Source organism: Geothrix sp. (assembly GCF_030219325.1).
GTDB lineage: Bacteria > Acidobacteriota > Holophagae > Holophagales > Holophagaceae > Geothrix.
Map to the genome: position 1 here is coordinate 2513496 of NZ_CP126625.1, position 21397 is coordinate 2534892.

The window sequence follows — 21397 nt, forward strand, 5'->3', positions numbered from 1 at the left end:
AACTAGTTGATGTCTATTTTTCACCAAGTGGCTGGCTTCGCAGCGACTGCAGGGCCCGCACCTTCATGTCGCCGCGCAGGGTCTCCACGGCTTCGCAGGCGGCCAAGGCGGCACTGAGGTTGGTGAGGCAGGGGATCTTCAGGCGCAGGGCCTCCTTGCGGATGGAGCCCTCGTCGAAGAAGGCGTCGCGGCCCAGCGGCGTGTTGATCACCCACTGCACCTCGCCGTTCTTCAGCAGATCCACGGCGTTGGGGCGGCCCTCGTTCACCTTGAAGATGCGGCGCACCTTGAGGCCCACGGACTCCAGGGTGCGGGCCGTGCCTTCCGTCGCGCAGAGGCCGAAGCCCAGGGCCACCAGCTTCTGGGCCAGCTCCGGCAGGCGGGCCTTGTCCTTGTCGTTCACGGTGAGGAAGACCGTCCCGGAGAGCGGCAGCGGGATGCCCGCGGCCAGCAGGGACTTGGCGTAGGCCTCGCCGAAGGTGGCGCCGATGCCCATGACCTCGCCCGTGCTCTTCATCTCGGGGCCCAGCACCGGATCCACGCCCGGGAACTTGGCGAAGGGGAAGACCACCCCCTTCACCGACACCGCCCTCGGCACGCCATCGGTGATGCCCTGCTGCTTCAGGCTCTGGCCCAGACCGATGCGGGCGGCGACGCCGGCCCAGTCCACCCCCGTGGCCTTGCTCACGAAGGGCACCGTGCGGCTGGCCCGGGGGTTGGCCTCCAGGCAGTAGGCGATGCCATCCTTCACGGCGAACTGCAGGTTCATGAGGCCGCGCACGCCGAGATCCAGAGCCAGCTTCCGGGCATAGCCGGCCACCGTTTCCAGGATCTCTTCGGGCACGCCCAGGGCCGGGATCACGGCGTAGCTGTCGCCGCTGTGGATGCCGGCCTCCTCGATGTGGGCCAGCAGGCCCGCGATGGCCACGTCCTCGCCGTCGCACACCACGTCGATGTCCAGCTCCTGCGCGCCGTCCAGGAAGCGGTCCAGCAGCACGGGCTGGTCGTTGCTCACGGCCACGGCCTCCCGCATGTACTTCTCCAGCCCCGCGTCATCGAAGACCACGGCCATGGCCCGGCCACCCAGCACGAAGCTGGGCCGCACCATCACGGGGTAGTCCAGGCGGTGGGCCACCTCCTTGGCCTGCTCGAAGCTCGTGGCCATGCCCCACTGCGGGGCGGGGATGTCCAGGCGCTTGAGGGCCTGGCCGAAGCGCTCGCGATCCTCGGCATCCATGATGGTGTTCAGTGGCGTGCCCAGCAGCTTCACGCCGGCCTTGTGGAGCGGCTCCGCCAGCTTCAGCGGCGTCTGGCCGCCGAACTGGGCGAAGACACCCAGCAGGTGACCGCCCTGCCCTTCCCGGTCCACCACGGCCTTCACGTGCTCGTAGGTCAACGGCTCGAAGTAGAGGCGGTCGCTGGTGTCGAAGTCCGTGCTGACCGTCTCGGGGTTGCAGTTGATGAGGATGGCCTCCACGCCGCTGGCGCGGATGGCCTCCACGGCCTGCACGCAGCAGCAGTCGAACTCCACGCCCTGCCCGATGCGGTTGGGGCCGCTGCCCAGCACGATGGCCTTGGGCCGGTCCGTGGGCTGAGCTTCGCTGCGTTCCTCCCAGGTGCCGTAGAGGTAGGGCGTCTCGGCCCTGAACTCGCCCGCGCAGGTGTCCACCCGCTTGTAGGCGGGCCGCAGGCCCAGCGACTCGCGGCGGGCGGCCACTTCAGCCTCGGTGCCCGAGCAGAACACGGCGATCTGGTTGTCGGCGAAACCGGCGCGCTTGGCCTTCTCCAGCAGCTCCTCGGGGAGGCGGTCCACGGGGAAGCTGCGCAGCCGGCCCTCCAGCACGACGATCTCCTCGATCTCGCGCAGGAACCAGGGGGTGATCTTGGTGAGGCGGTGGATCTCCTCCACGCTGTGCCCGGCCTTGAGCGCGTGGTAGATCCAGAAGATGCGCTGGGCGCCGGGGATGATGAGGTGCTCCTTGAGGCGGCCCAGGTCGAGCTTGCCCTCCAGGGCGCCGGAGATGCCCTTGTGGCCCTCCTCCAGGGAGCGCACCGCCTTCTGCAGGGCCTCCTGGAAGCTGCGGCCGATGCTCATGACCTCGCCCACGCTCTTCATCTGCGTGCCCAACACCTTGTCGGCCTGGGGGAACTTCTCGAAGGTGAAGCGGGGCATCTTCACCACGATGTAGTCCAGCACGGGTTCGAAGGCCGCCTTGGTCATGCGGGTGATGGCGTTGGGCAGCTCCCAGAGCCGGTAGCCCAGGGCCAGCTTGGTGGCCACCCAGGCGATGGGGAAGCCCGTGGCCTTGGAGGCCAGCGCGGAGCTGCGGCTCACGCGGGGGTTCATCTCGATGACGATGATGCGGCTGGTCTCGGGCTCCAGGGCGAACTGGATGTTGGAACCACCCGTCTCGACGCCCACCGCACGAATGACGGCCAGCGCCGCGTCACGCATCTTCTGGTACTCGGGATCCGTCAGCGTGAGCGCAGGCGCCACGGTGATGCTGTCGCCGGTGTGGACGCCCATGGGGTCGAAGTTCTCGATGGAGCAGATCACCTCGACGTTGTCGTCGAGGTCGCGCACCACCTCGAGCTCGAACTCCTTCCAGCCCAGGATGCTCTCCTCGATGAGCACCTGCTTGGTGGGGCTCAGGTCCAGGCCCCGGGTCACGATGGTCTCGAACTCGTCCACGTTGTAGGCGATGCCGCCGCCGCTGCCGCCCAGGGTGAAGCTGGGGCGGATGATGGAGGGGAAGCCGGTGAGCTTGAGCAGGTCCCGGGCCTCGCCCATGTTGTGGGCGAAGCCGCCGCGGCAGGTCTCCAGGCCCAGGTCGTCCATGAGCGCCTTGAAGAGCTGGCGATCCTCGCCGCGCTTGATGGCCTCGGGCTGGGCGCCGATGAGCAGCACGCCCGTGCGCTCCAGCAGGCCGCTCTCGTGAGCCTCCATGGCGAGGTTCAGGGCCGTCTGGCCGCCCACGGTGGGCAGGATGGCGTCAGGCTTCTCGGCCTCGATCACCTTCTCCAGCACGCCCAGCGTCAGGGGCTCGATGTAGGTGGCGTCGGCGCGGCTGGCGTCCGTCATGATCGAGGCCGGATTCGAGTTCAGCAGGATGGTGCGGATGCCCTCCTCCCGCAGCGCCTTCAGCGCCTGGGTGCCGGAGTAGTCGAACTCGCAGGCCTGGCCGATCTGGATGGGGCCCGAACCCAGCACCAGCACACTCTTCAGGTCGGTCCGCTTAGGCATGGTGGAACTCCTGGAGCATGGCGACGAACCGGTTGAAGGCGGGGTGGGCGTCGTGGGGTCCGGGGCTGGCTTCGGGATGGTGTTGCAGCGAGAAGATGGGCAGCCGCAGGTGCCGCAGGCCCTCGACCGTGCCGTCGCTGAGGTGGCGGTGGGTGACTTCCACGTCCTTGGGCAGGCTGGCCTCGTCCACGGCGAAGCCATGGTTCTGCGCGGTGATCTCGATGCGGCCGGTCATGAGGTCATGCACAGGCTGGTTGGCGCCGCGGTGACCGAACTTCAGCTTGAAGGTCTGCCCCCCGAAGGCCTGGCCCAGCAGCTGGTGGCCCAGGCAGATGCCGAAGATGGGCAGCTGGCCGATGCAGGCCTCCACCTCCTTCTGCATGCCCGGCAGCGCGGCGGGGTCACCGGGGCCGTTGCTGAGGAAGAGGCCGTGGAAGCGTTTGTCGGTGAGCTCCGTGGCGGGCGCGTCCCAGGGGAAGACTTCGAGGTGCAGGCCAGCACCCACCAGCTGGTCCAGGATGCTGAGCTTGATGCCGCCGTCCAGCACTGCCACGCGGAAGGTACCGCCTGGGTTCAGCTCGTAGCGGTCCTTGCAGCTCACGGCGCCGCAGAGGGCCTGGCCCGTCATGTCCGGCAGGGCCTTGGCCCTGGCCACGCCCGCGTCGAGGCTGCCGTCCACTTCGGTCCAGATGAGCGAGGGCTGGGAGCCCTGGTCGCGCAGGTGCTGGGTCAGGGCCCGGGTATCCAGGTCGCTCATCACGGGGATGTGGTGGCGCTTGAGCCAGGCCGGCAGGTCGCCCTCGCAGCGGTGGTGATCCGGCGCGAAGCTGAGGCGACGGCAGAGCAGGCCCGTGGCCCAGGGCCGCGTGCCCTCGTTGAGGTCGGCGTGGATGCCGTAGATGCCCTGCTCGGGGAAGGTCATGCAGACCATCTGCCCGGCGAAGCTGGGATCCGTGAGGATCTCCTGGTAGCCCGCCATGGCGGTGGTGAAGACCGCCTCGCCCCCGCCCCCGAAGCCCAACGGCGCCCGCCCCCGGAAGATGGTGCCGTCCTTCAGGATCAGGTGCGCGCGCATGTAGCCTCCGCCCGTGCTTGGCAAAAACCCCGCGGAGGCCGGGCCGCCGCGGGGTCGTGAGAATGACTCGGTCCATGCAGGACCAAGGTGAGTGTAGCGACCCCGAATTGCGAGGATCAGCCTTTTTCTTCAAGGGAAATTCGGCCATACTGCTCCTTTGTTTCCGACATAGCGGATGGACTTTGGCCCTTGCAGGGTGGCGAGACGGAAACAGAGCGGCGACCTGGGTGAGTTCCCGTCGAATACAGGGTTTGCCCTATCAGCAGCCGCGCCGGTTTGCGACACACTGAATGGATGTGGTCCGGTGACGACATCTACTTCATGAAGCTCGCCCTCGAGGAGGCCGAGAAGGCGGACAGCCTGGACGAGGTCCCGGTCGGAGCCGTCATCGTGTCCGAAGGCTGCCTGCTGGGCCGGGGCCACAACCACCCGGTGAAGCTGAACGACCCCACCGCCCACGCCGAGGTGCTGGCCCTGCGCAGCGCCGGGACCTGGACCAAGAACTACCGCATGACCGGCGCCACGCTCTACGTGACGCTGGAGCCCTGCCTCATGTGCTTCGGCGCGCTCATCCACGCCCGGGTGGGGCGCGTGGTGTTCGGCGCCTCCGACCCCAAAGTGGGCGTCAGCCGCTGGCTGGAGACGCTGGACCAGGCCGCCCTGAACCACCGCTTCAGCCTGGAGGGGGGACTCCTCGAACCGGAGTGCCGCGCCCAGATCCAAGCATTCTTCAAACGGCGCCGATGAGAGAGTCGCCATGCTGACCCTCCCATCCGCAAGCACCCCGGCGCTGCCTTCCCCGCTGCCCCTCGCCCTCCAGGCCTTCCTGGCGGGCATCCTGGTGGCCCTGGCGCTGCTGTCGATCCTGGCCTACCGCCCCCTGCGCGACCGCGTGCTCAGCCAGGCGGGGATGTTCGGCCTGGTGGCTGCCGCCGCCTGGATCGCCTACAGCGGCCTCCTGGCCTCCATGCTCCCCCCGGCCCTGATGCCCTGGATCCATCCTGCCTCCCTGATTCTCGGTGGCCTCTGCCTCGCCATCTGGGAACGGGTGACGGCCGCGCTCCTGGCGGCTTCGCCCGGGGCCCGCCGCCTGGCCCACATCCGGCGCCTCACCGCCCTCACCACCCTGGTCATCGCCCTGGCGGCCCTCCTGCCCTCGACCCGATTCCACCGCCTGGCCGAGATCATCCTCGGCCTGCTGGCGCCCCTGCTGGCCCTCCTGACCCTCACCGCGGGGCTGCGCGCGCGGCGGGAAGGGCTGCGGATCGCGGGGGCCCTCGTGGCGGCCACCATGGCCCTGCTGGTCTGCTGCGCCACCCTGTGGGCCCTGTCGGCCCGATGGATGGGCAGCTCTCTGAGCCTGACGATCCTCCAGCTCGCGCTGGTCGTCCTCGCCATGTCCCTGGGCTGGGCCATGCTCAGCCGCATGATGGAGCTCCGCAAGGACACCGAGGCGGCCCAGAGGGCCCAGCTCGCGGTGGTCGCAAGCCAGGCCTCGACCCTGGAGGCCCTGGTGACCCAGCGGAATGCCGAGCTGTCGGCGCGGCTGCGGGAGCTGAGCGAGGCGCGGCAGTCCTCTGAGCTGGCCAACCGGAGCCTCCAGCGGGCCCTGGACCAGCTGGAGCAGGCCGCCGCCACGGACCGCCTCACCGGCGCCTGGAACCGACGCCGCTTCGAGGAGGCAGTGATGCCCGAGATCGCCCTGGCCCACCGTCGGCGCGACCCCCTCTCCCTGCTGATGTTCGACCTGGACCACTTCAAGCGCGTCAACGACACCCATGGACATGGCGCCGGCGACGCGGTGCTGGCCGGCACGGCCCAGACCGTCCGCATGCACCTCCGGGCCTCGGACTCGCTGGTGCGCTGGGGGGGCGAGGAATTCCTCGTGATGACCCCGGCCACCCGCCTCGAGGGGGCCCTGGGCCTGGCGGAGAAACTCCGCGCGGCCATCGAGGCCATCGATTTCCCGGACGTGGGCCACGTGACCATGAGCCTGGGCGTGTCGGAGTATGCCATCGGGGAAGGGCTCGAGGAATGGATCGAGCGCACCGACCAGGCGCTCTACCGGGCGAAGGCCGAGGGCCGGAACCGCGTCATCGCCGCCCCGGCGCCCGAGGGTCCCGAAGGAGAGCCCTCTTCGGAGCGCTCCCTGCTCGAGGTGATCTGGGAGGACACCTATTCGAGCGGCCATGCCCTGGTCGATGCCCAACACCAGCGGCTGTTCCGCCTGGCCAGCACCCTGATGTCCACTCTGACCGAGAACCGCCCCCTGACCGAGGTGTCGCTCCGGCTGGAGACCCTGCTCGCCCACACGGCCCAGCACTTCCACGATGAGGAGGCCCTGCTGCGGCAGGCCCGGTACCCCGATCTGGCCGAACATGCCATCGTCCACGCGGCCCTCCTCTCCAAGGCCTGGAAGCTGCAGGCGGAGGTCAAGGCCGGCCAGCTGGACTTCGGCCGGCTGATCACCTTCCTCGCGCTGGACCTGGTGAAGGGCCACATCCTGACCGAGGACCGGGCCTACTTCGCCCACCTGGTCAGCGCCACGGGACCCGACAGCATGCCTCCCGCGGGGGCATAGAGCCGTCAGCGCTCCGCCAGCATCCGCACGGCGAAGGTGGCCAGCCAGTGCTCTCCCTCATAGTTTCCGGAGGCGAGGTGGGGCAGCGAGGCCCGGGCGTGGCGATCCGCGAGCCGGAGCAGTCCAGCGGACCGCGCATCCGCCGCCCCCAGCGCCGCCGCAATCCGCCGGAGGGCCCGCGCCCGGCTGAGGTTCAGCCCATCCAGGTGGACGATCTTGGGATCCGTGCGGTCCGAGACCACCGCCGGGACGAGGCCGCCCGACAGGCCGGGCAGGAAGCCATCCAGCCAGCGGCGGAAGGAGGGTGCGGGCAGCAGCCTCGACATCAGGGCCGCCTCCTCCAGGCAGGGCGAGAGGAAGTCCTCCCCGCCCGGCTCCCAGGCCAGGGGCCCACGCCGGTCCAGGCCGAACCAGTCCCGGGCGCGCTCGCGGATCAGGGCCTCGAAGCGGGCATCGCGGGTGGCCCGGGCGTAGTCCAGCGCCAGATCCAGACTGAAGGCCGTGTTGGGATGGACGCCCGTGCGGATGGGGTAGGTCTGCTTCGGAAGGAAGGTCATGAACCGCCCCGTCAGCTCGTCGGCCAGGGGCTGCAGCGCCTCGGCCCAGCGCCGGGCCGAGGAATCGTCCCAGGTCCGCAACTCGGCCGAGAGCTTCAGCAGCCAGGCCCAGCCGTAGGTGCGCTCGAAGCTGCGCCGGTTGTCCTCGCCCAGGTAGGCCACCTCCAGGGCGATGCGCTCGGGGCTCAGGTTCTCGTCGAGCACGGCGCGGATCTCGGTGGCGCGGGCCATTCCCGGGTGCTCGCGCAGCAGCTTCACGAGCATCCAGTGCCCATGCACCGACGAGTGCCAGTCGAAGCAGCCGTAGAACGCCGGATGCAGGGCCTTCGGGGACTTCACCTCGCCGGCCCCGTTCATCACGTGGTCCAGCTTGTTGGGGTATTCCTGTCGCACGCAGCGAAGCGCCAGGGCCGCGAAGCGATCGGCCGCGGCATCGGTCAGGGCCAGTTCAACCTCTTGGGCCTGGGTCGCCGCCACAACCGTCAATCCGAGGAATGCACGCCCCATCCAGCCCATCGAAGCCTCCGAAGGCTGGATTCTACCGGGCGGTTTGCTAGAATGGTCGTTCCGGAGAGATGGCCGAGTGGTTGATGGCACCGCACTCGAAATGCGGAGACGGGGAAACCTGTTCGGGGGTTCGAATCCCTCTCTCTCCGCCAGATAAGCCGCCGCCAGGCGGCTTATCTTTTTGGCGGAGAGAGAGGCATTCGAAGTCACTGAAATGCTGGCCTCCGCCCTACCCCAGCGCCCGCTCCACGGCGCGAGTCAGGGCCTGCAGGCTGAAGGGTTTCTGGATGAACCCGGCGGGGCGAAGTCCGTGCAGGGTCTCGATGGCCTCACCCTCGCTGTAGCCGCTGGCCAGGATCACTTTCACCTCGGAGTCGCGGGCCTTCATCTGCAGGAAGGCCTCCTGGCCGTCCATCCGCGGCATGGTCAGGTCCATGAAGACGAGGGCGAACTCGCCCTTCTGGAAGCGCTCCAGGGCCTCCAAGCCATCCCGGGCGGCCACCACCTGGAAGCCAAGGTGCTGGAGCATGCTGCCGAAGCTGAACCGCAGGTCGGCCTCGTCGTCCACCAGGAGCACCTTGCCGTGGAAGCGGTCCTTGTGGGCGCCCATCTCGATCCCGCGGGAGTCGGGGAGCTTGGCCCGGCTGGCCCGGAAATGGATCTGGAAGACACTGCCGTGACCGGGATCCGAGTGGATCTCGAGGCCGGCCCGGTGCCCCCGGATGATGCCCAGCATGGCCGAGAGGCCGAGACCCCGGCCGGATCCCTTGGTGCTGAAGAAGGGGTCGAAGATCCGGGCCTGGACTTCGGGTTCCATGCCGCACCCCGTATCGGAGACCCGCAGGGTGACGTACGGGCCGGGCTCCAGACCCTGGCCGGGCAGGACCGACTCGATTTCCCGTTCGCCGAAATCGCTGAGCCCCGTCGCGATCCGGATGACGCCCTCCGTCTCGCCGATGGCCTCGGAGGCGTTGGTGACCAGGTTCATCACCACCTGCTGCAGCTGGGCCGAGTCCCCTTCAATGGGCGGAAGCCCCGGCGCGAGATCGTATTCCAGGCGCACGCGCTTCGAGATGGATACCGCCAGCAGGTGCGTGATCTCCGCCACCAGCCGGTTGAGGTCCACGGGTTCCACCACGAAGCGCCCCTTGCCCGAATAGGCCAGCATCTGGCGCGTGAGCTCCGCCGCCTTGCGGATGGTGCCTTCCATGTTCTCGAGGTAGGGGCCGGAAGCACCACCGATGGGCAGCTTCATCTGGGCCAGGTTCAGGTTGCCGAGCATGGCGCTCAACAGGTTGTTGAAGTCGTGGGCGATGCCGCCGGCCAGCACCCCGAGGCTTTCCAGTTTCTGCGTCTGGCGCAGCGATTCCTCGCCCCGCCGCCGCTCGGAAACATCGGTGAACATGACGAGCAGGTGTTCGCCCACGAGGGCCGCCTGGATCTCCAGGTAGACCAGGCCGCCATCCTTGCGGGTCACGGGGAATTCCGCCGGAGGCACGGGGATCCCCCGGACGGCGGCCTGGGCCGTGGCCTCCTCCCACCGGGTCGAGACCCGCTCCCGTACCTCGGGATCGGGGTAGGCCTTGGTCCACCAGGCCTCCAGGTCCGGCAGGTCCTCGAGCGTGTAGCCGAGCACCTCCTCGAACCGGCGGTTCACGTAGGTCACCGCGCCCTGCGCGTTGGAGAGCGCGATGGGAAGGGGGGCGTTCACCACCAGGGAGCGGAACCGGGCCTCGCTCTCCTCCTGGGCGGCCAAAGCCTCGCGGAGGCGCTCACGCTCCTGGTGGTACTCCTTCAGGACCACCCAGAGGATGATCACGCACACCACGCTGGACAGGGTGAAGCCCGTGACCATGTCGATGAACCGGCCCTCGGGGTGCGGGAAGGGCCAGACGAGGCCCGGGCGCAGCCGCTCCGCCCAGAGGAGGGCCAGGCCATTGACCAGGTAGAGCCCGAGCATGACCCAGCGGGTTCGCCCCTTGAAGAAGATCACCAGGTACATGGCCGCGGTGATCAGGAACATGCCGATGCTGCCCTGGGATCCCCCGTTGCCGAACCAGACGAGATCGAGGTTCGCCAGGTGGAGGAAGAAAAGGAGCTTCATGCCGTAGTGCCCGCGGAAGGTCGCCCAGAACAGGCCCAGGCAGAGCACGCCGAAGGCGAGGACCGATCCGTTCACGAACCCCGGCAGGCTCTGGGGGAAGTTCAGGGGGACCACCACCAGGATCGACAGCAGGCCGCCGGTCAGGGTGAGCCCGCGGAACAGGCGCCGTTCGATCGTCGACCCCTCACCCAGGCTCAACCAACGCTGCAGGCGCTCCAGCAGGCGCTTCATCTCAGCCCCCGTACCGCAGGGCCTTTTCCAGGGCCTCCACGAGGGTCTTCAGCTGGTAGGGCTTCTGGATGAAGCCGGCGAGCCCCCGGCCCAGGAACTGCTGGATGGCCTCCTGTTCGTTGTACCCGCTGGAGAGGATCACCCGCACCGAAGGATCCGCCTCCTTCATCCGCCGGAAGGCCTCCTTCCCGTCCAGGCGGGGCATGGTGAGATCCATCAGGACGAGGGCGTAGACGCCGGGGCTGAAGCGCTCGACGGCCTCCTGCCCGTCCCGGGCCGCATCCACCTGGAAGCCCAGGTGCTCCAGCATGGCCGCGATGCTCGCGCGGAGATCCTCCTCGTCATCGACCAGGAGCACCCTCCCCTGGAAGGGCACGGTCATGGACGGCGGCGGATCCCCGGCCACGGGCAGCGCGGCCTCCATCGCCCGGAAGTAGACCTGGAAGGTGCTGCCCTTGCCCGGCTCGGAGTAGATCTTGATGCCGGCCTGGTGGCCACGCAGGATGCCCAGCATCGCGGACAGCCCCAGCCCCCGGCCCGAGGTCTTGGTGGTGAAGAAGGGATCGAAGATGCGCGAGAGGGTCTCCGGGGACATGCCGCAGCCCGTGTCCGACACCTGCAGGGTCACGAAGCGGCCCGGCTCCAGCTCCTGCCCGGCGAAGAGGAAGTCCATGGCCCTCTGATCCAGGTCCCGGGTGCCCGTGGCGATGGTGATGATGCCCTCCCTGTCGCCGATGGCCTCCGAGGCGTTGGTGACGAGGTTCATGATCACCTGCTGGACCTGGGTGGCGTCGGCCTCGATGGCAGGCAGGCCCGGAAGCAGGTCGTAGCGCAGGGCCACCTTCTTCGAGATGGAGACGGACAGCAGGTGCGTGATCTCCTCCACCTGGCGGCTGAGGTCCAGCGGCTCGACGACGAACCGGCCCTTGCCGGAATAGGCCAGCATCTGCCGCGTGAGGTCGGCCGCGCGCAGGATCGTGCTCTCCATGTTCTTCAGGTACGGCTCGGACGGGGCGTTCGGCGGCAGCTTGATCTGGGCCAGGTTCAGGTTGCCGAGCACCGCGCTGAGGAGGTTGTTGAAGTCGTGGGCGATGCCGCCGGCCAGGACGCCGAGGCTCTCCAGCTTCTGGGCCTGGCGGAGCGCCTCGTGGGAGCGCCGCTCGTCCGTCACGTCCCGGCTGATGCCGGCCAGCAGGTAGATGCGGCCCTCGGGGTCCCGGATGGGCACCATCTGGGTGAGCAGGACCCGCTTCCCGGCGGGCAGGTCCAGCACCTCCTCGTAGTTGAGGTTCCGGCCGGCGGCCACGCAGCGCTGCAGGTTGCCCGTGATGAAGTCGGCCACCGCCCTGGGAAGACAGTCCTGCGGGGGCTTCCCGAATACCTCTTCGTGGGTGACTCCGAAGGTGGCCGAGAAGCTCGGATTCACCCCCTCGAAGAGGAATTCCCCCCCGGGCGCCACCCGCAGGACCTTGATCAGGTCCGGGGAGTTCTGGTAGATGCCGCGGTAGCGGTCCTCGCTGGCCCGCCGTGCCGCCTCGGCCTCCACCCGCGCCGTGACGTCCACGACCAGCCACACCTCGCAGGTCGAGAGCACGCGCATGCTGATCTCGACGTTCCGCCTGCCGCCATCAGGGCGGAGCACCTGGGCGGACAGGGGGGTCACGGGATGGGCGTCGCGCTTGGACGTGTAGGCCTGCTGCACGCGGAGGCCCCCCTGGGGATCGAGGATGCGCAGCCAGGCGTCGAAATCAGAGAGCTGGGTCCGGTCGTAGCCCGTCAGCTGCTCCACGGCGACATTGGGGTAGAAACCGGTTTCATCGATGTAGACGGCGCCCGCGGGCAGGTTCTCCACCAGCAGGCGGAACCGCTGCTCCCGCTCGGCCAGGGTCGCCTCCGCTTCCCGCCGGTGCTCGACCTCCCCCTTCAGGGCCCTCGTCCGCGAGTCCACCTGCCGGCGCAGCTGGACGATCCACAGCGTGCCCACCAGCCCCGCCGCCAGCACCGCGGCCAGCCCCAGCCCTGTCCACTTCAGCAGGGCCTTACCTACGGGCCGGGAAGGTTCGAACAGGAAGTCCCTGGGGTCGCGGACGGACTTCAGGACGCCCAGGTTCACGGCCGCCTGGGCGATCCGCGCGAACCGGCCCGGGTTCATGTGCCCCGCATCCACCAGCCCGGGCAGCACGAGTTCCTTCATGCTCCGGGCCTCGTGCTCAAGCTTGACCCGGGTCCCGCCCCCCTCGCGCACCCCCGGCATGGCCAGGATCAGGTCGATGAGCTCGGCCGGATGCTCCATGGCGTATTCCCAGCCCCGGAAGGAGGCCCGACGGAACCGCTCGGTCAGCTCTGGATTGTTCTCGGCGAACGCCCGCGTCGTGAAGAGCAGGTCCCCGTAGAAGTCGATCCCGTAGTCCGAGGGCCGGATCAGGCTCAGCTCCGCGCCCCTGGCCTCGAGCGTGAAGGGCTCGTCGGTGATGTAGGCCGAGATGGCATCCACCTTCCCGGTCAGCAGGTCATCCAGGTTCCAGCTGTGGGGGACGGCCTTCATCCGCTCCGGCGGGATCCCCTCGGATTGCAGCATGGCGAAGATCTCCATCTGCCCCTGGTTCCCCGCGAACATCACCCGGCGCCCGGCCAGATCCGAGGCCCGCATGATGCTGCTCCGGCGCAGAGCGATGATCGTATAGGGCGAGTGCTGGAACACCACGCCGAGGGCCACCAGGGGGCGCCCCTCCTGGTACGCCTGGAAGACCTCCATGTCGCTGACGCCGAACTCCGCCTCGCCGCTTTCAACGGTCGGCAACGGCAGGCGCTTGGGCCCCGCCTCGCGGAGGGCCACGTCCAGGCCCTCGGCCGCGTAGTAGCCCTTCGCCTGCGCCGCGTAGTAGCCGGCGAACTGGAATGCGTGGGACCACTTCAGCTGCAGCGTGACCTTCCGGGGCGGCTCAGCTTGCAGGGCCGTGGCCAAGGCAAGCGACAGCACCCCCGCGAGGAATCGGCAGAAGGATGAGAGGGGGCGTCGCACGGGAACCCTGGGGTGGGACGGCGATTTCGGGGAACATCACGCTGCCTGGACGGCATCGGCTCGCTGGGACCGTCGGCTGAGATCCATGAAGGTTAATCCACACCGCCAGGTCTTCCATCGTGATGCGCGTCACGCCTGCATCCAGGCCCCCCCGGTACCCTGGATCCCTGGCCCCGGTCGACCCGTGGGCCGGTGACCCCTGGGAGGCTCCGTGAACGCCCTGCTCGAATCCCTCGAACCGCAGACCATCTGGTCCTACTTCCTCGCGCTGTCGAAGATCCCCCGCGGTTCCAAGAACGAGGCCGAGGCAGCCGCGTGGGTGGCTGATCAGGCGAAGGCCCTGGGCTGCGACGTGGAGCGCGACGAGGTCGGCAACGTGATCATCCGCAAGCGGGCCACCGCTGGGAAGGAGGGCCACCCGACCATCTGTCTGCAGGCCCACGTGGACATGGTCTGCGAGAAGAACGAGGGCACGGACCACGACTTCACCAAGGATCCCATCCAGGTGTGGAAGGACGGCGACCTGCTCCGCGCCAAGGGCACGACCCTGGGCGCCGACAACGGCATCGGCGTGGCCGCCGCCCTGGCGGTGCTGGCCAGCCGGGACATCGCCCATGGCCCCATCGAGGCGCTGATCACCATCGACGAGGAGACCGGCCTCACCGGCGCCAACGGCCTGCAGCCCGCCCGCCTGAAGGCCAAGTTCCTCCTCAACCTCGACAGCGAGGAAGAGGGGTTCCTGACCATCGGCTGCGCCGGCGGCGTCGACACCATCGCGTCGCGGAAGCTGGCCCGCACGGCCCCCCCCGCGGGCAGCCGCCCCTACCGCCTGAAGGTGTTCGGCCTCAAGGGCGGGCACTCCGGCATCGACATCAACAGTGGCCGCGGCAACGCCATCCGCCTGCTGGCGCAGGTCCTCGGCTTCCTGAAGCCCGAGTTCGGGCTCGCCCTCGCCTCCATCAAGGGCGGCAACAAGCGCAACGCCATCCCCCGGGAAGCCTCGGCCATGATCTTCCTGGATCCCGCCAGGGAACAGGCCTTCCGCGAGGCCCTCGCCCACCACGAGGCCCACTGGCGCGCCGCCCTCGGCGCCTTCGACCCGGGTCTGCACCTGGCCCTCGAAGCCGGCGACCCCGCGCACCCCATGTCCGGCACCGATGCCGACGCCCTCATCCATCTGCTGCTGGCCCTGCCCCACGGCGTCGAGGCCATGAGCCCCGACATCAAGGGACTGGTCCAGACGTCCACCAACCTCGGCGTCATCGAGACCCGCGAGGATGCGGTGGAGGTGAACCTGCTCACCCGCAGCTCCATCGACGCCTCCAAGGTGGCCCTGTCCGATCGGATCGCCGCCACCTGCGCCCTGGCCGGGTTCGACTCCCACACCTCCGGCGGCTACCCCGGCTGGAAGCCCGAGCCCGAAGCCTCCCTGGTCCGCATCGTCAACGACGCCAACCAGGCCGTCTTCGGCAAGCCCCTGGAGATCATGGCCATCCACGCCGGCCTGGAGTGCGGCCTCATCGGCGAGAAATACGCCGGCATGGAGATGGTCTCCTTCGGCCCCAGCATGTGGGACGTCCACACCCCCGACGAGCACGTGAGCGTGCCCTCCGTGGGCAACTTCTGGAAGCTGCTGGTGGCCGTCCTGGAGGCCGTGTAGCCCTTCCGATCACGGCCCTTGGCCGAAGCCAGGGGCCGTGATAGCCTTGTTGCTTCCGCCTTTTCGTGGAAGCCATGGAGAGTTGTCCGAGTGGTTTAAGGAGCACGCCTGGAAAGTGTGTGTAGGTCAAAAGCTTACCGAGGGTTCGAATCCCTCACTCTCCGCCAGAAAAGCGCCCCCGTTCGGGGGCGTTTTTCTGTTTGGCGGAGAGTGGGGGATTCGAAGTCACTGAATCACCGGCTTTCGTTCTGGCTCGGGGAGACAGCCCAGTGGGCTGTCGGACCCGAGACAGAAAGCCGAGTGATTCGTGCGGCCGGAAGGGACGCCGCGCAGCGGTGGCCCTGGAGGGAATCCCCCTGATGGATCATCCTTCAGCTCTCCGGGGAGTCCTTCATATGGCGGCGGTGAGAGGGGATTCGAATTCACTGAATCACCGGCTTTCTGGCTCGGGGAGACAGAAAGCCGAGTGATTCGTGCGGTCGGAAGGGACGCCGCGCAGCGGTGGCCCTGGAGGGAATCCCCACTCTCCGCCAGATCGAAGCTGCCGCAAGGCGGCTTCTTTCAGGTGGCGCCGGGGCTTACTTGACCCCGTCCATCCACATGATCACCTTCAGCAGAAGGTAGGAAACCACGACCACCCCACCGAGGTAGGCCCAGATCAAATACCTGCTCTTGTCGGATTCCTGCGTAGCCATGCGGCCTCCGGACGATATGTGGCTGTTTGCAATTGTTGATCACCACAATACGTCACCCGATGCCCGAATGGGCATTAATTTTATCCGGACCAGAAAAGGCTCACTGCCAGCCTGGAAGACGCTCCAGGAGTCGACTTCCGGGTGCCGGAACCGACGGGAGGCCGCCCGGCCACGGTCCCTCACCCGACCCGGAGCACTTCCTCCGCGATGACCCGGGCCACCTGGCGGGCGGCCTCGGATCCGGCCTCATCCCCGGCCAGTTCCCGGGCGTGCTGGACCTTCTGGGCGATGGCGAGACACGCCTCGGCCGTGGCCCTCTCGATGACCTTCACAGGCAGCTTGGTACGCGCGTTTCCGGGCGGCATGGTTCCTCCGGATTTGGATGGATTTGTGAGGGGAAGGTTAACAGCAGGTATCTGCCCTCACCAATCGGCATCTCGCATCCAGAAGGTAAAAACCAGCATAATTCGTTTTCAGCCAACGGAATGAAATGCCTAGGTGCCCTGGGTGGTTGGATCCCCGATCACGCCCACACCGCAGGTCTCTTCGACCCGCGCTGAAGCCAACCCGCACCCATTCTCCACGAGCAGCGTCGCACCCCGCTTCCGGTTGCACTCGCTGCAGAGGGGCACGATGTACCACGAGGCGTCACCCACCATGCCCAGGGCCCTCATGCCCTCCAGGACCTCCTTCTGGACCCGTCCGCCCTCCTCGATGGGGTTGCTGCACGTCACGACGGAACAGGATTGCCGGCGGGAGAAATCCTCGCTGGGCTTTCCATAGCTTCGCCAGTGGCTCAGCCAGCTGCCGCAGCCGCAGGAGGCAATTGAATGGCCATTCAGATTCTTGACCACCATGAAATTCTCCACAGTATCCACTGCATCTTGCCGCTATTTTACGAATAGCATCCAAGAAAACAACCCCTTCTTGATCGGGCATTCCAGACCGATCGATCAGGTGGACCTGGGGTTCGACCTTATTTGCCGGGCATCTTCTTGAGGTCCATCCGCGAGGCCCGGTGGGGCAGCCGGGTGGACAGCTTCTTCAGGTGTTCCTGGTCGTGGCACTTCCCGCAGGTGGCGTCCATGTTCTTCCAGGCCACCCTGGAGGCCGGGTTGCTCCGGGGCACGATGTCATGGGCGTGGCCGTGGCAGGTCATGCAGGAGGGGGCGTGGTCCTTCCCCTGCTTGCGCGCGACGCCATGGACGCTGTTGGCGTAGTCCTGCCCCTCGTGATCGTGGCAGCGCACGCACAGGGGCGGCGGCAGCTTCTCGGGGTGGGGAAGGGTCGTGATGGCCGTGTGGCAGGTCACGCAGCCCAGCTTCCCGTGGGTCCGCGTCCTGAACTTGGCGAGATCGATGGTGTCGTGGCAGGCCACGCATTCCGTGGGATCGGGAGGGGGCGCGGCAGCGAGGCCCAGGGCGAAACATCCTGCAAGCAGCAGTCGCATGGTGTCTCCAGGGATGGGGGTCGACCCCCAGGGTAGGCCTTCGTCCGGGATCCGAACAGATCCGAAAGATCTAGACGAGCCACGGCACCGGGGCGCCGTCAGCCCAGGGTCTTATGCGGCAGGCTCTCGACCCGCCCCGCGGGGGAGACCATCACGTAGTTCAGCTTGCGCTGGAGTTCCCGGATGGTGTTCGCACCGGCATAGGTGAGCCCCGACCGCAGCCCGCCGACGATGTCGGCGAGGATCTCGTCCTCGTCCTCCCGGTAGGGGACCTTGGTGGCCACGCCCTCGGCGGTCTTCCAGCCCGTGAGGCCGCCCAGGTGGTCGTCGGCCACCTCCTTGCTGGCCATGCCCCGGTAGACCTTGTGGGAGGGGTTGCCCTTCGCGTCCAGGATGGGCTCACCGGGCGTGGGTCGGGTGCCGGCGAGCATGCCGCCGATCATCACGAAGTCCGCGCCGAAGGCCAGGGCCTTCACGATGTCCCCGGGCGTGCGGATGCCGCCATCGGCCACGATGGACCGGTCGGCCCGGGCGCATTCCTGAATGGCGCTGAGCTGGGGCACGCCGAAGCCGGTCTTGATGCGCGTGGTGCAGACGCTGCCCGGACCGATGCCCACCTTGATGATGTCGGCGTGCACCGAGGCCAGGTAGTCGGCGCCAGCGTAGGTGGCCACGTTGCCCGCCATGATGCAGGCGTTGGGCGCCATCTGGCGGATGCGCTTCACCATCTTGCCCACGTACTTCGCGTGGCCGTGGGCCACGTCCACGCAGAGGTAGTCGGCGCCCGCGTCCCGCAGAGCCTCGATGCGCTCCAGCTCGGCCTCGGCCGTGCCCACCGACACGAAGGCCGGGTAGCGGCAGCGCTTGAACATCGCCACGTTCTCCTCGACGGATACGAAGCGGTGCAGCACGCCGATGCCGCCCCGCTCGCCCACGAAGTTGGCCATGGCGTCCTCGGTCACCGTGTCCATGTTGGCGGTCAGGATCGGGAGGCCCAGCTTGAGCTTGCCGGACTTGTCGGTCATGCCGATGTCCACGACCCGGCGGGACTCATGGTGGTTGTAGGCCGGGATCAGGAGGACGTCGTCGAAGGTGATGGCGGTCTCGGACATGGACCCTCCTGATGCTTGGGATCGAACGCTTCAGGCGGCGTAGGTCTTGTAGAAGTACCAGGCCGACAGGATGAACCCGATGACGACCACCCCGCCCCGCACGGTGGTGCGGCCCACGCGGTGGGCCATGTGGGAACCGAAGAGCCCGCCCAGGCCCGCCGCGACGGCCATGGGCAGCACCAGCATCCACTTCGCGTTGCCGGGATGCCGCAGGAATTCCATGGCCATGAAGGCGAAGATGGCGATGCCGTTGATGCAGAGAGCCAGCAGGTTCTTCAGGCCGTTCATCTGGTGGATGTCGGTCAGCCCCAGCAGGCTCAGGGCCGCCAGCATGAGGATGCCGATGCCCGCGCCGAAATAGCCGCCATAGATCCCGACGATGAACTGGAAGCAGATGGCGGCGATCCACCAGCCCGGCGTCCGCTCGTGACCGTGGATCCGCTTCAGCAGCTTGCTGACGGGATCGTTGGCCGCCAGGAGCACCGTGGCGGCCAGGATCAGCCAGGGCACCAGCTGGTCGAAGACCTTCTGCGGCGTGACCAGCATGAGCCAGGCGCCCAGCGCCCCGCCGATGAGCGAGGGCGGCATCAGGCGCATGGCGAAGGCCCGGATGCCGGCGAGGTCCTCCCGGTGGCCCCAGAAGCCGCCGATGGAGCCGGGCCATAGCGCGAGGGTGCTGGTGACGTTGGCCTGCTGGCCCGTGAGGCCGATGCCCAGCAGCGCGGGGAATGACACCAGCGTGCCGCCCCCCGCGATGGAGTTGATCGCCCCGGCGGTGAAGGCCGCGGCCATGACGGTGATGATCGGCAGGATGCTCATGCCATCCACGATGACAGGAGGCACCGCACCTCAGAAGTGCGTTACTTCCACTTGAAGGGGAAGACCGGCTTTTTCGAAGCGTACTCCGGTGGCCACACGGTTTCGTGCTTGCCGTTCTGGATCTGCTCCACCAGCATCTGGTGCTTGTTCTGGTTCGTGTAGCCGTTGTAGTCCACAAACTGGACCGCACCCATGATGCCGTTCCACTTGCCGTCGTTCAGGATGGCCCGCAACTTCTCGCGGTCCCCGCCCGCCTTCGCGGCGCTCTCGGCCATCACCATCATGGACGCGTAGGCGTTGGCGGCGTGGTAGGGCACCTCGTCCTTGCCGAACTTGGCCTTGTAGCGCTTGCCGAAGTCCTTGGCGCCGGGCCAGTTCACGTCCGTCGTCCACTGGGTGCTGGAGAACACGTTGTTGGAGATGGCCTGCTCCCGGGCGAATTCCGAGGAGGCGAAGCCCGCACCGGCGCCCAGGAAGGCCTGGGGCGTCAGCCCCACTTCCCGGGCCTGCCGCATGAGCAGGATGCCGTCGGCCACGTAGGACACCATGAAGACGAGATCCGGCTTCACGCCCTTGATCTTGGCCAGGGTCGAGCGGTAGTCGGGGGAACCCGAGGCGTAGGCCTCCTCCATCACCACCTGGATGCCCACCTGGGCCGCATAGGCCTTGGCCGATTTCGCGCCGGAGGTGCCGAAATCCGTGTTCTCGTTCAGGATCGCCATGGTCTTGGGCTGGCCCAGCTTCTGGGCCATGGAGATGAGGATGGACGCGTAGTCCTCGGTCGTGGCGCTGAGGCGGTAGACGTACTTCTGGTTCTGCCGGGTGATGTCCTCCTTGGAGGCCACCGGCACCAGCAGGGATACTTTGTACTTCTCCGCCAGCTTGGACACGGCATTGGCGCAGGCGGAGCTGTACGGGCCCACCACCCCCACCACGCGGTCCCGGGTGACCAGCTTCTCCATGGCCGACATCGAGACCTGGGGCTTGCCGGTGTCGTCCTCGATCACCAGCTCCACCTTGATGCCCTTTTTCTGGAGATCCTCCAGGGCCAGCTTGTAGCCGTTGCTCATGTACTCGCCGATGGGCGCCTGGGTGCCCGTGGCGCAGTTGATGACGCCGATCTTCAGCGGTGTCTGGGCCTGGAGGACCAGCCCGAACGCCACCAGGGAAGTGAGGACTCCGTGCTTCATGACGGCTCCTGATGAAAGGTGCATGGGGGTTGGATGCTGGCCGGGAGATTAGCACACAGGTGCCTCGTCATGCGTGGTAGGTTGAACGACTCTCCCGAGGTTTCCCATGCGCGTTTTCCTGGCCCCGATCCTGTCCCTTGGCCTGTTGGCGGCCCCGCCGGAAGCGGGCTTCCATACCGTGAAGTCCCTGCCTGTGGCGGGATCTGGCGGCTGGGACTACGTCACCCTCGACAGCTCCGCCAAGCGCATCTATGTGCCCAGGTCCGACCGGGTGATGGTGCTGGATCTGGATGGCAAATCCGCCGGTGAAATCCCCGGCACGGATGGCGTGCACGGCGTGGCGCTGGCACCGGCCCTGGATCGCGGCTTCACCAGCAACGGCCGCAGCAACACCATCACCATCTTCAAGCTCTCGACCCTCGAAGTGCTCAGCCAGGTCAAGGCCACCGGCGAGGGGCCCGACGCCATCCTCTTCGATCCCTTCTCCAACCGGGTGTTCAGCTTCAACGGGCGGGGCAAGAACGCCACCGTGTTCGATGCCCGCAATGGCGCCGTGGTGGGCACCATCCCCTTCGGCCACAAGCCCGAGTTCGCCGCCACGGACAACCAGGGCCGAGTGTTCGTGAACCTGGAGGATTCAGCAGAAGTGGCCGTCATCGACGCCACGAAACTCACCATAGAAAAGCGCTGGTCCCTGGCGCCCATCGAGGATCCCACGGGCATGGCCATCGACTTGAAGCACCACCGGCTCTTCATCGTCGGCGGCAACAAGCTCATGGCGGTGGTGGACACCGGGTCCGGGAAAGTCGTGGCCACGCCGGCGATCGGAGCCGGTGCGGATGCGGCCGCTTACGACGCCGAGCTGGGGCTGGCCTTCAGTTCCAACGGGGAAGGCACCCTCACCGTCATCCGCCAGGAAGGCCCGGACAAGTACGCACCATTGGCCGTGGTCCCCACCAGGAAGAGCGCCAGGACCATGGCTCTGGACGAGAAGACGCACCGGATCTACCTCCCGGCGGCCGACTTCAGTGCGGCGCCGGCGCCAACCCCGGAAACGCCCAGGCCGCGCCCCGCCATGGTGCCGAACAGCTTCCAGATTCTGGTGGTGGGACGCTAGGTCGGGCTTCAGGTGGGTCGGCACGCCGGCCCA

15 protein-coding genes and 2 tRNA genes are annotated in these 21397 nt (G+C 67.7%); 6 read left to right on the forward strand and 11 right to left on the reverse strand.

Features of this window, described 5'->3' with window-relative positions; translation table 11 throughout:
* Positions 1 to 13: 13 nt before the first annotated feature.
* A complete protein-coding gene (gene carB, locus QOZ81_RS11260; RefSeq protein WP_291206572.1) occupies positions 14 to 3244 on the reverse strand; it encodes a carbamoyl-phosphate synthase large subunit in 3231 nt (1076 codons plus the stop codon).
* Positions 3237 to 4319, reverse strand: a complete 1083-nt coding sequence (carA, locus tag QOZ81_RS11265; RefSeq protein WP_291206569.1) for a glutamine-hydrolyzing carbamoyl-phosphate synthase small subunit — start codon at positions 4317 to 4319, stop codon at positions 3237 to 3239. The genes carB and carA overlap by 8 nt, the downstream gene beginning before the upstream one ends.
* 294 nt (positions 4320 to 4613) lie before the next feature.
* On the opposite strand from carA, the gene tadA reads away from it, so the two are divergent.
* A complete protein-coding gene (gene tadA / locus QOZ81_RS11270) occupies positions 4614 to 5066 on the forward strand; it encodes a tRNA adenosine(34) deaminase TadA (protein ID WP_291206566.1) in 453 nt (150 codons plus the stop codon).
* A gap of 10 nt (positions 5067 to 5076) precedes the next feature.
* On the forward strand, positions 5077 to 6900 hold the full coding sequence (locus QOZ81_RS11275) for a diguanylate cyclase (RefSeq protein ID WP_291206563.1): 1824 nt from the start codon (positions 5077 to 5079) through the stop codon (positions 6898 to 6900).
* A 5-nt stretch (positions 6901 to 6905) separates the two neighbouring features.
* Here the strand turns inward: QOZ81_RS11275 and QOZ81_RS11280 are convergent, their stop codons facing one another.
* On the reverse strand, positions 6906 to 7964 hold the full coding sequence (locus QOZ81_RS11280) for a DUF2891 domain-containing protein (RefSeq protein ID WP_291206560.1): 1059 nt from the start codon (positions 7962 to 7964) through the stop codon (positions 6906 to 6908).
* A 62-nt stretch (positions 7965 to 8026) separates the two neighbouring features.
* On the opposite strand from QOZ81_RS11280, the gene QOZ81_RS11285 reads away from it, so the two are divergent.
* A tRNA-Ser gene (locus tag QOZ81_RS11285) sits at positions 8027 to 8116 on the forward strand.
* 77 nt (positions 8117 to 8193) lie between these two features.
* Here QOZ81_RS11285 and QOZ81_RS11290 read toward each other — a convergent pair.
* Entirely contained in the window at positions 8194 to 10299 is a 2106-nt protein-coding gene (locus tag QOZ81_RS11290; RefSeq protein ID WP_291206557.1) for a hybrid sensor histidine kinase/response regulator, read from the reverse strand.
* Between the two features lies 1 nt (position 10300).
* Positions 10301 to 13321: an ABC transporter substrate-binding protein gene (locus QOZ81_RS11295; RefSeq protein ID WP_291206554.1), complete on the reverse strand. Its 3021-nt coding sequence runs from the start codon at positions 13319 to 13321 to the stop codon at positions 10301 to 10303.
* Positions 13322 to 13532: 211 nt separating this feature from the next.
* Here QOZ81_RS11295 and QOZ81_RS11300 point away from each other — a divergent pair, with 211 nt between their 5' ends.
* Entirely contained in the window at positions 13533 to 14981 is a 1449-nt protein-coding gene (locus QOZ81_RS11300) for an aminoacyl-histidine dipeptidase (RefSeq protein ID WP_291206551.1), read from the forward strand.
* A 76-nt stretch (positions 14982 to 15057) separates the two neighbouring features.
* A tRNA-Ser gene (locus QOZ81_RS11305) sits at positions 15058 to 15148 on the forward strand.
* 707 nt (positions 15149 to 15855) lie between these two features.
* Here QOZ81_RS11305 and QOZ81_RS11310 read toward each other — a convergent pair.
* The 6 genes from QOZ81_RS11310 to QOZ81_RS11335 all read right to left on the reverse strand — a co-directional run bounded on the left by QOZ81_RS11310 (position 15856) and on the right by QOZ81_RS11335 (position 20247).
* The gene (locus tag QOZ81_RS11310; RefSeq protein ID WP_291206548.1) at positions 15856 to 16041 is read right to left on the reverse strand and encodes a hypothetical protein; all 186 of its coding nucleotides are present in this window, start codon (positions 16039 to 16041) and stop codon (positions 15856 to 15858) included.
* Between the two features lie 129 nt (positions 16042 to 16170).
* Positions 16171 to 16533: a hypothetical protein gene (locus QOZ81_RS11315; RefSeq protein WP_291206545.1), complete on the reverse strand. Its 363-nt coding sequence runs from the start codon at positions 16531 to 16533 to the stop codon at positions 16171 to 16173.
* Positions 16534 to 16652: 119 nt separating this feature from the next.
* The gene (locus QOZ81_RS11320) at positions 16653 to 17126 is read right to left on the reverse strand and encodes a hypothetical protein (RefSeq protein ID WP_291206541.1); all 474 of its coding nucleotides are present in this window, start codon (positions 17124 to 17126) and stop codon (positions 16653 to 16655) included.
* Positions 17127 to 17224: 98 nt separating this feature from the next.
* Entirely contained in the window at positions 17225 to 18238 is a 1014-nt protein-coding gene (locus tag QOZ81_RS11325; protein ID WP_291206538.1) for a guanosine monophosphate reductase, read from the reverse strand.
* A 30-nt stretch (positions 18239 to 18268) separates the two neighbouring features.
* Entirely contained in the window at positions 18269 to 19081 is an 813-nt protein-coding gene (locus QOZ81_RS11330; protein ID WP_291206535.1) for a sulfite exporter TauE/SafE family protein, read from the reverse strand.
* 17 nt (positions 19082 to 19098) lie between these two features.
* Positions 19099 to 20247, reverse strand: coding sequence for an ABC transporter substrate-binding protein (locus tag QOZ81_RS11335; protein WP_291206532.1), 1149 nt, complete (start codon positions 20245 to 20247; stop codon positions 19099 to 19101).
* Between the two features lie 106 nt (positions 20248 to 20353).
* On the opposite strand from QOZ81_RS11335, the gene QOZ81_RS11340 reads away from it, so the two are divergent.
* Positions 20354 to 21364, forward strand: a complete 1011-nt coding sequence (locus QOZ81_RS11340; protein ID WP_291206529.1) for a YncE family protein — start codon at positions 20354 to 20356, stop codon at positions 21362 to 21364.
* Positions 21365 to 21397 lie beyond the last annotated feature (33 nt).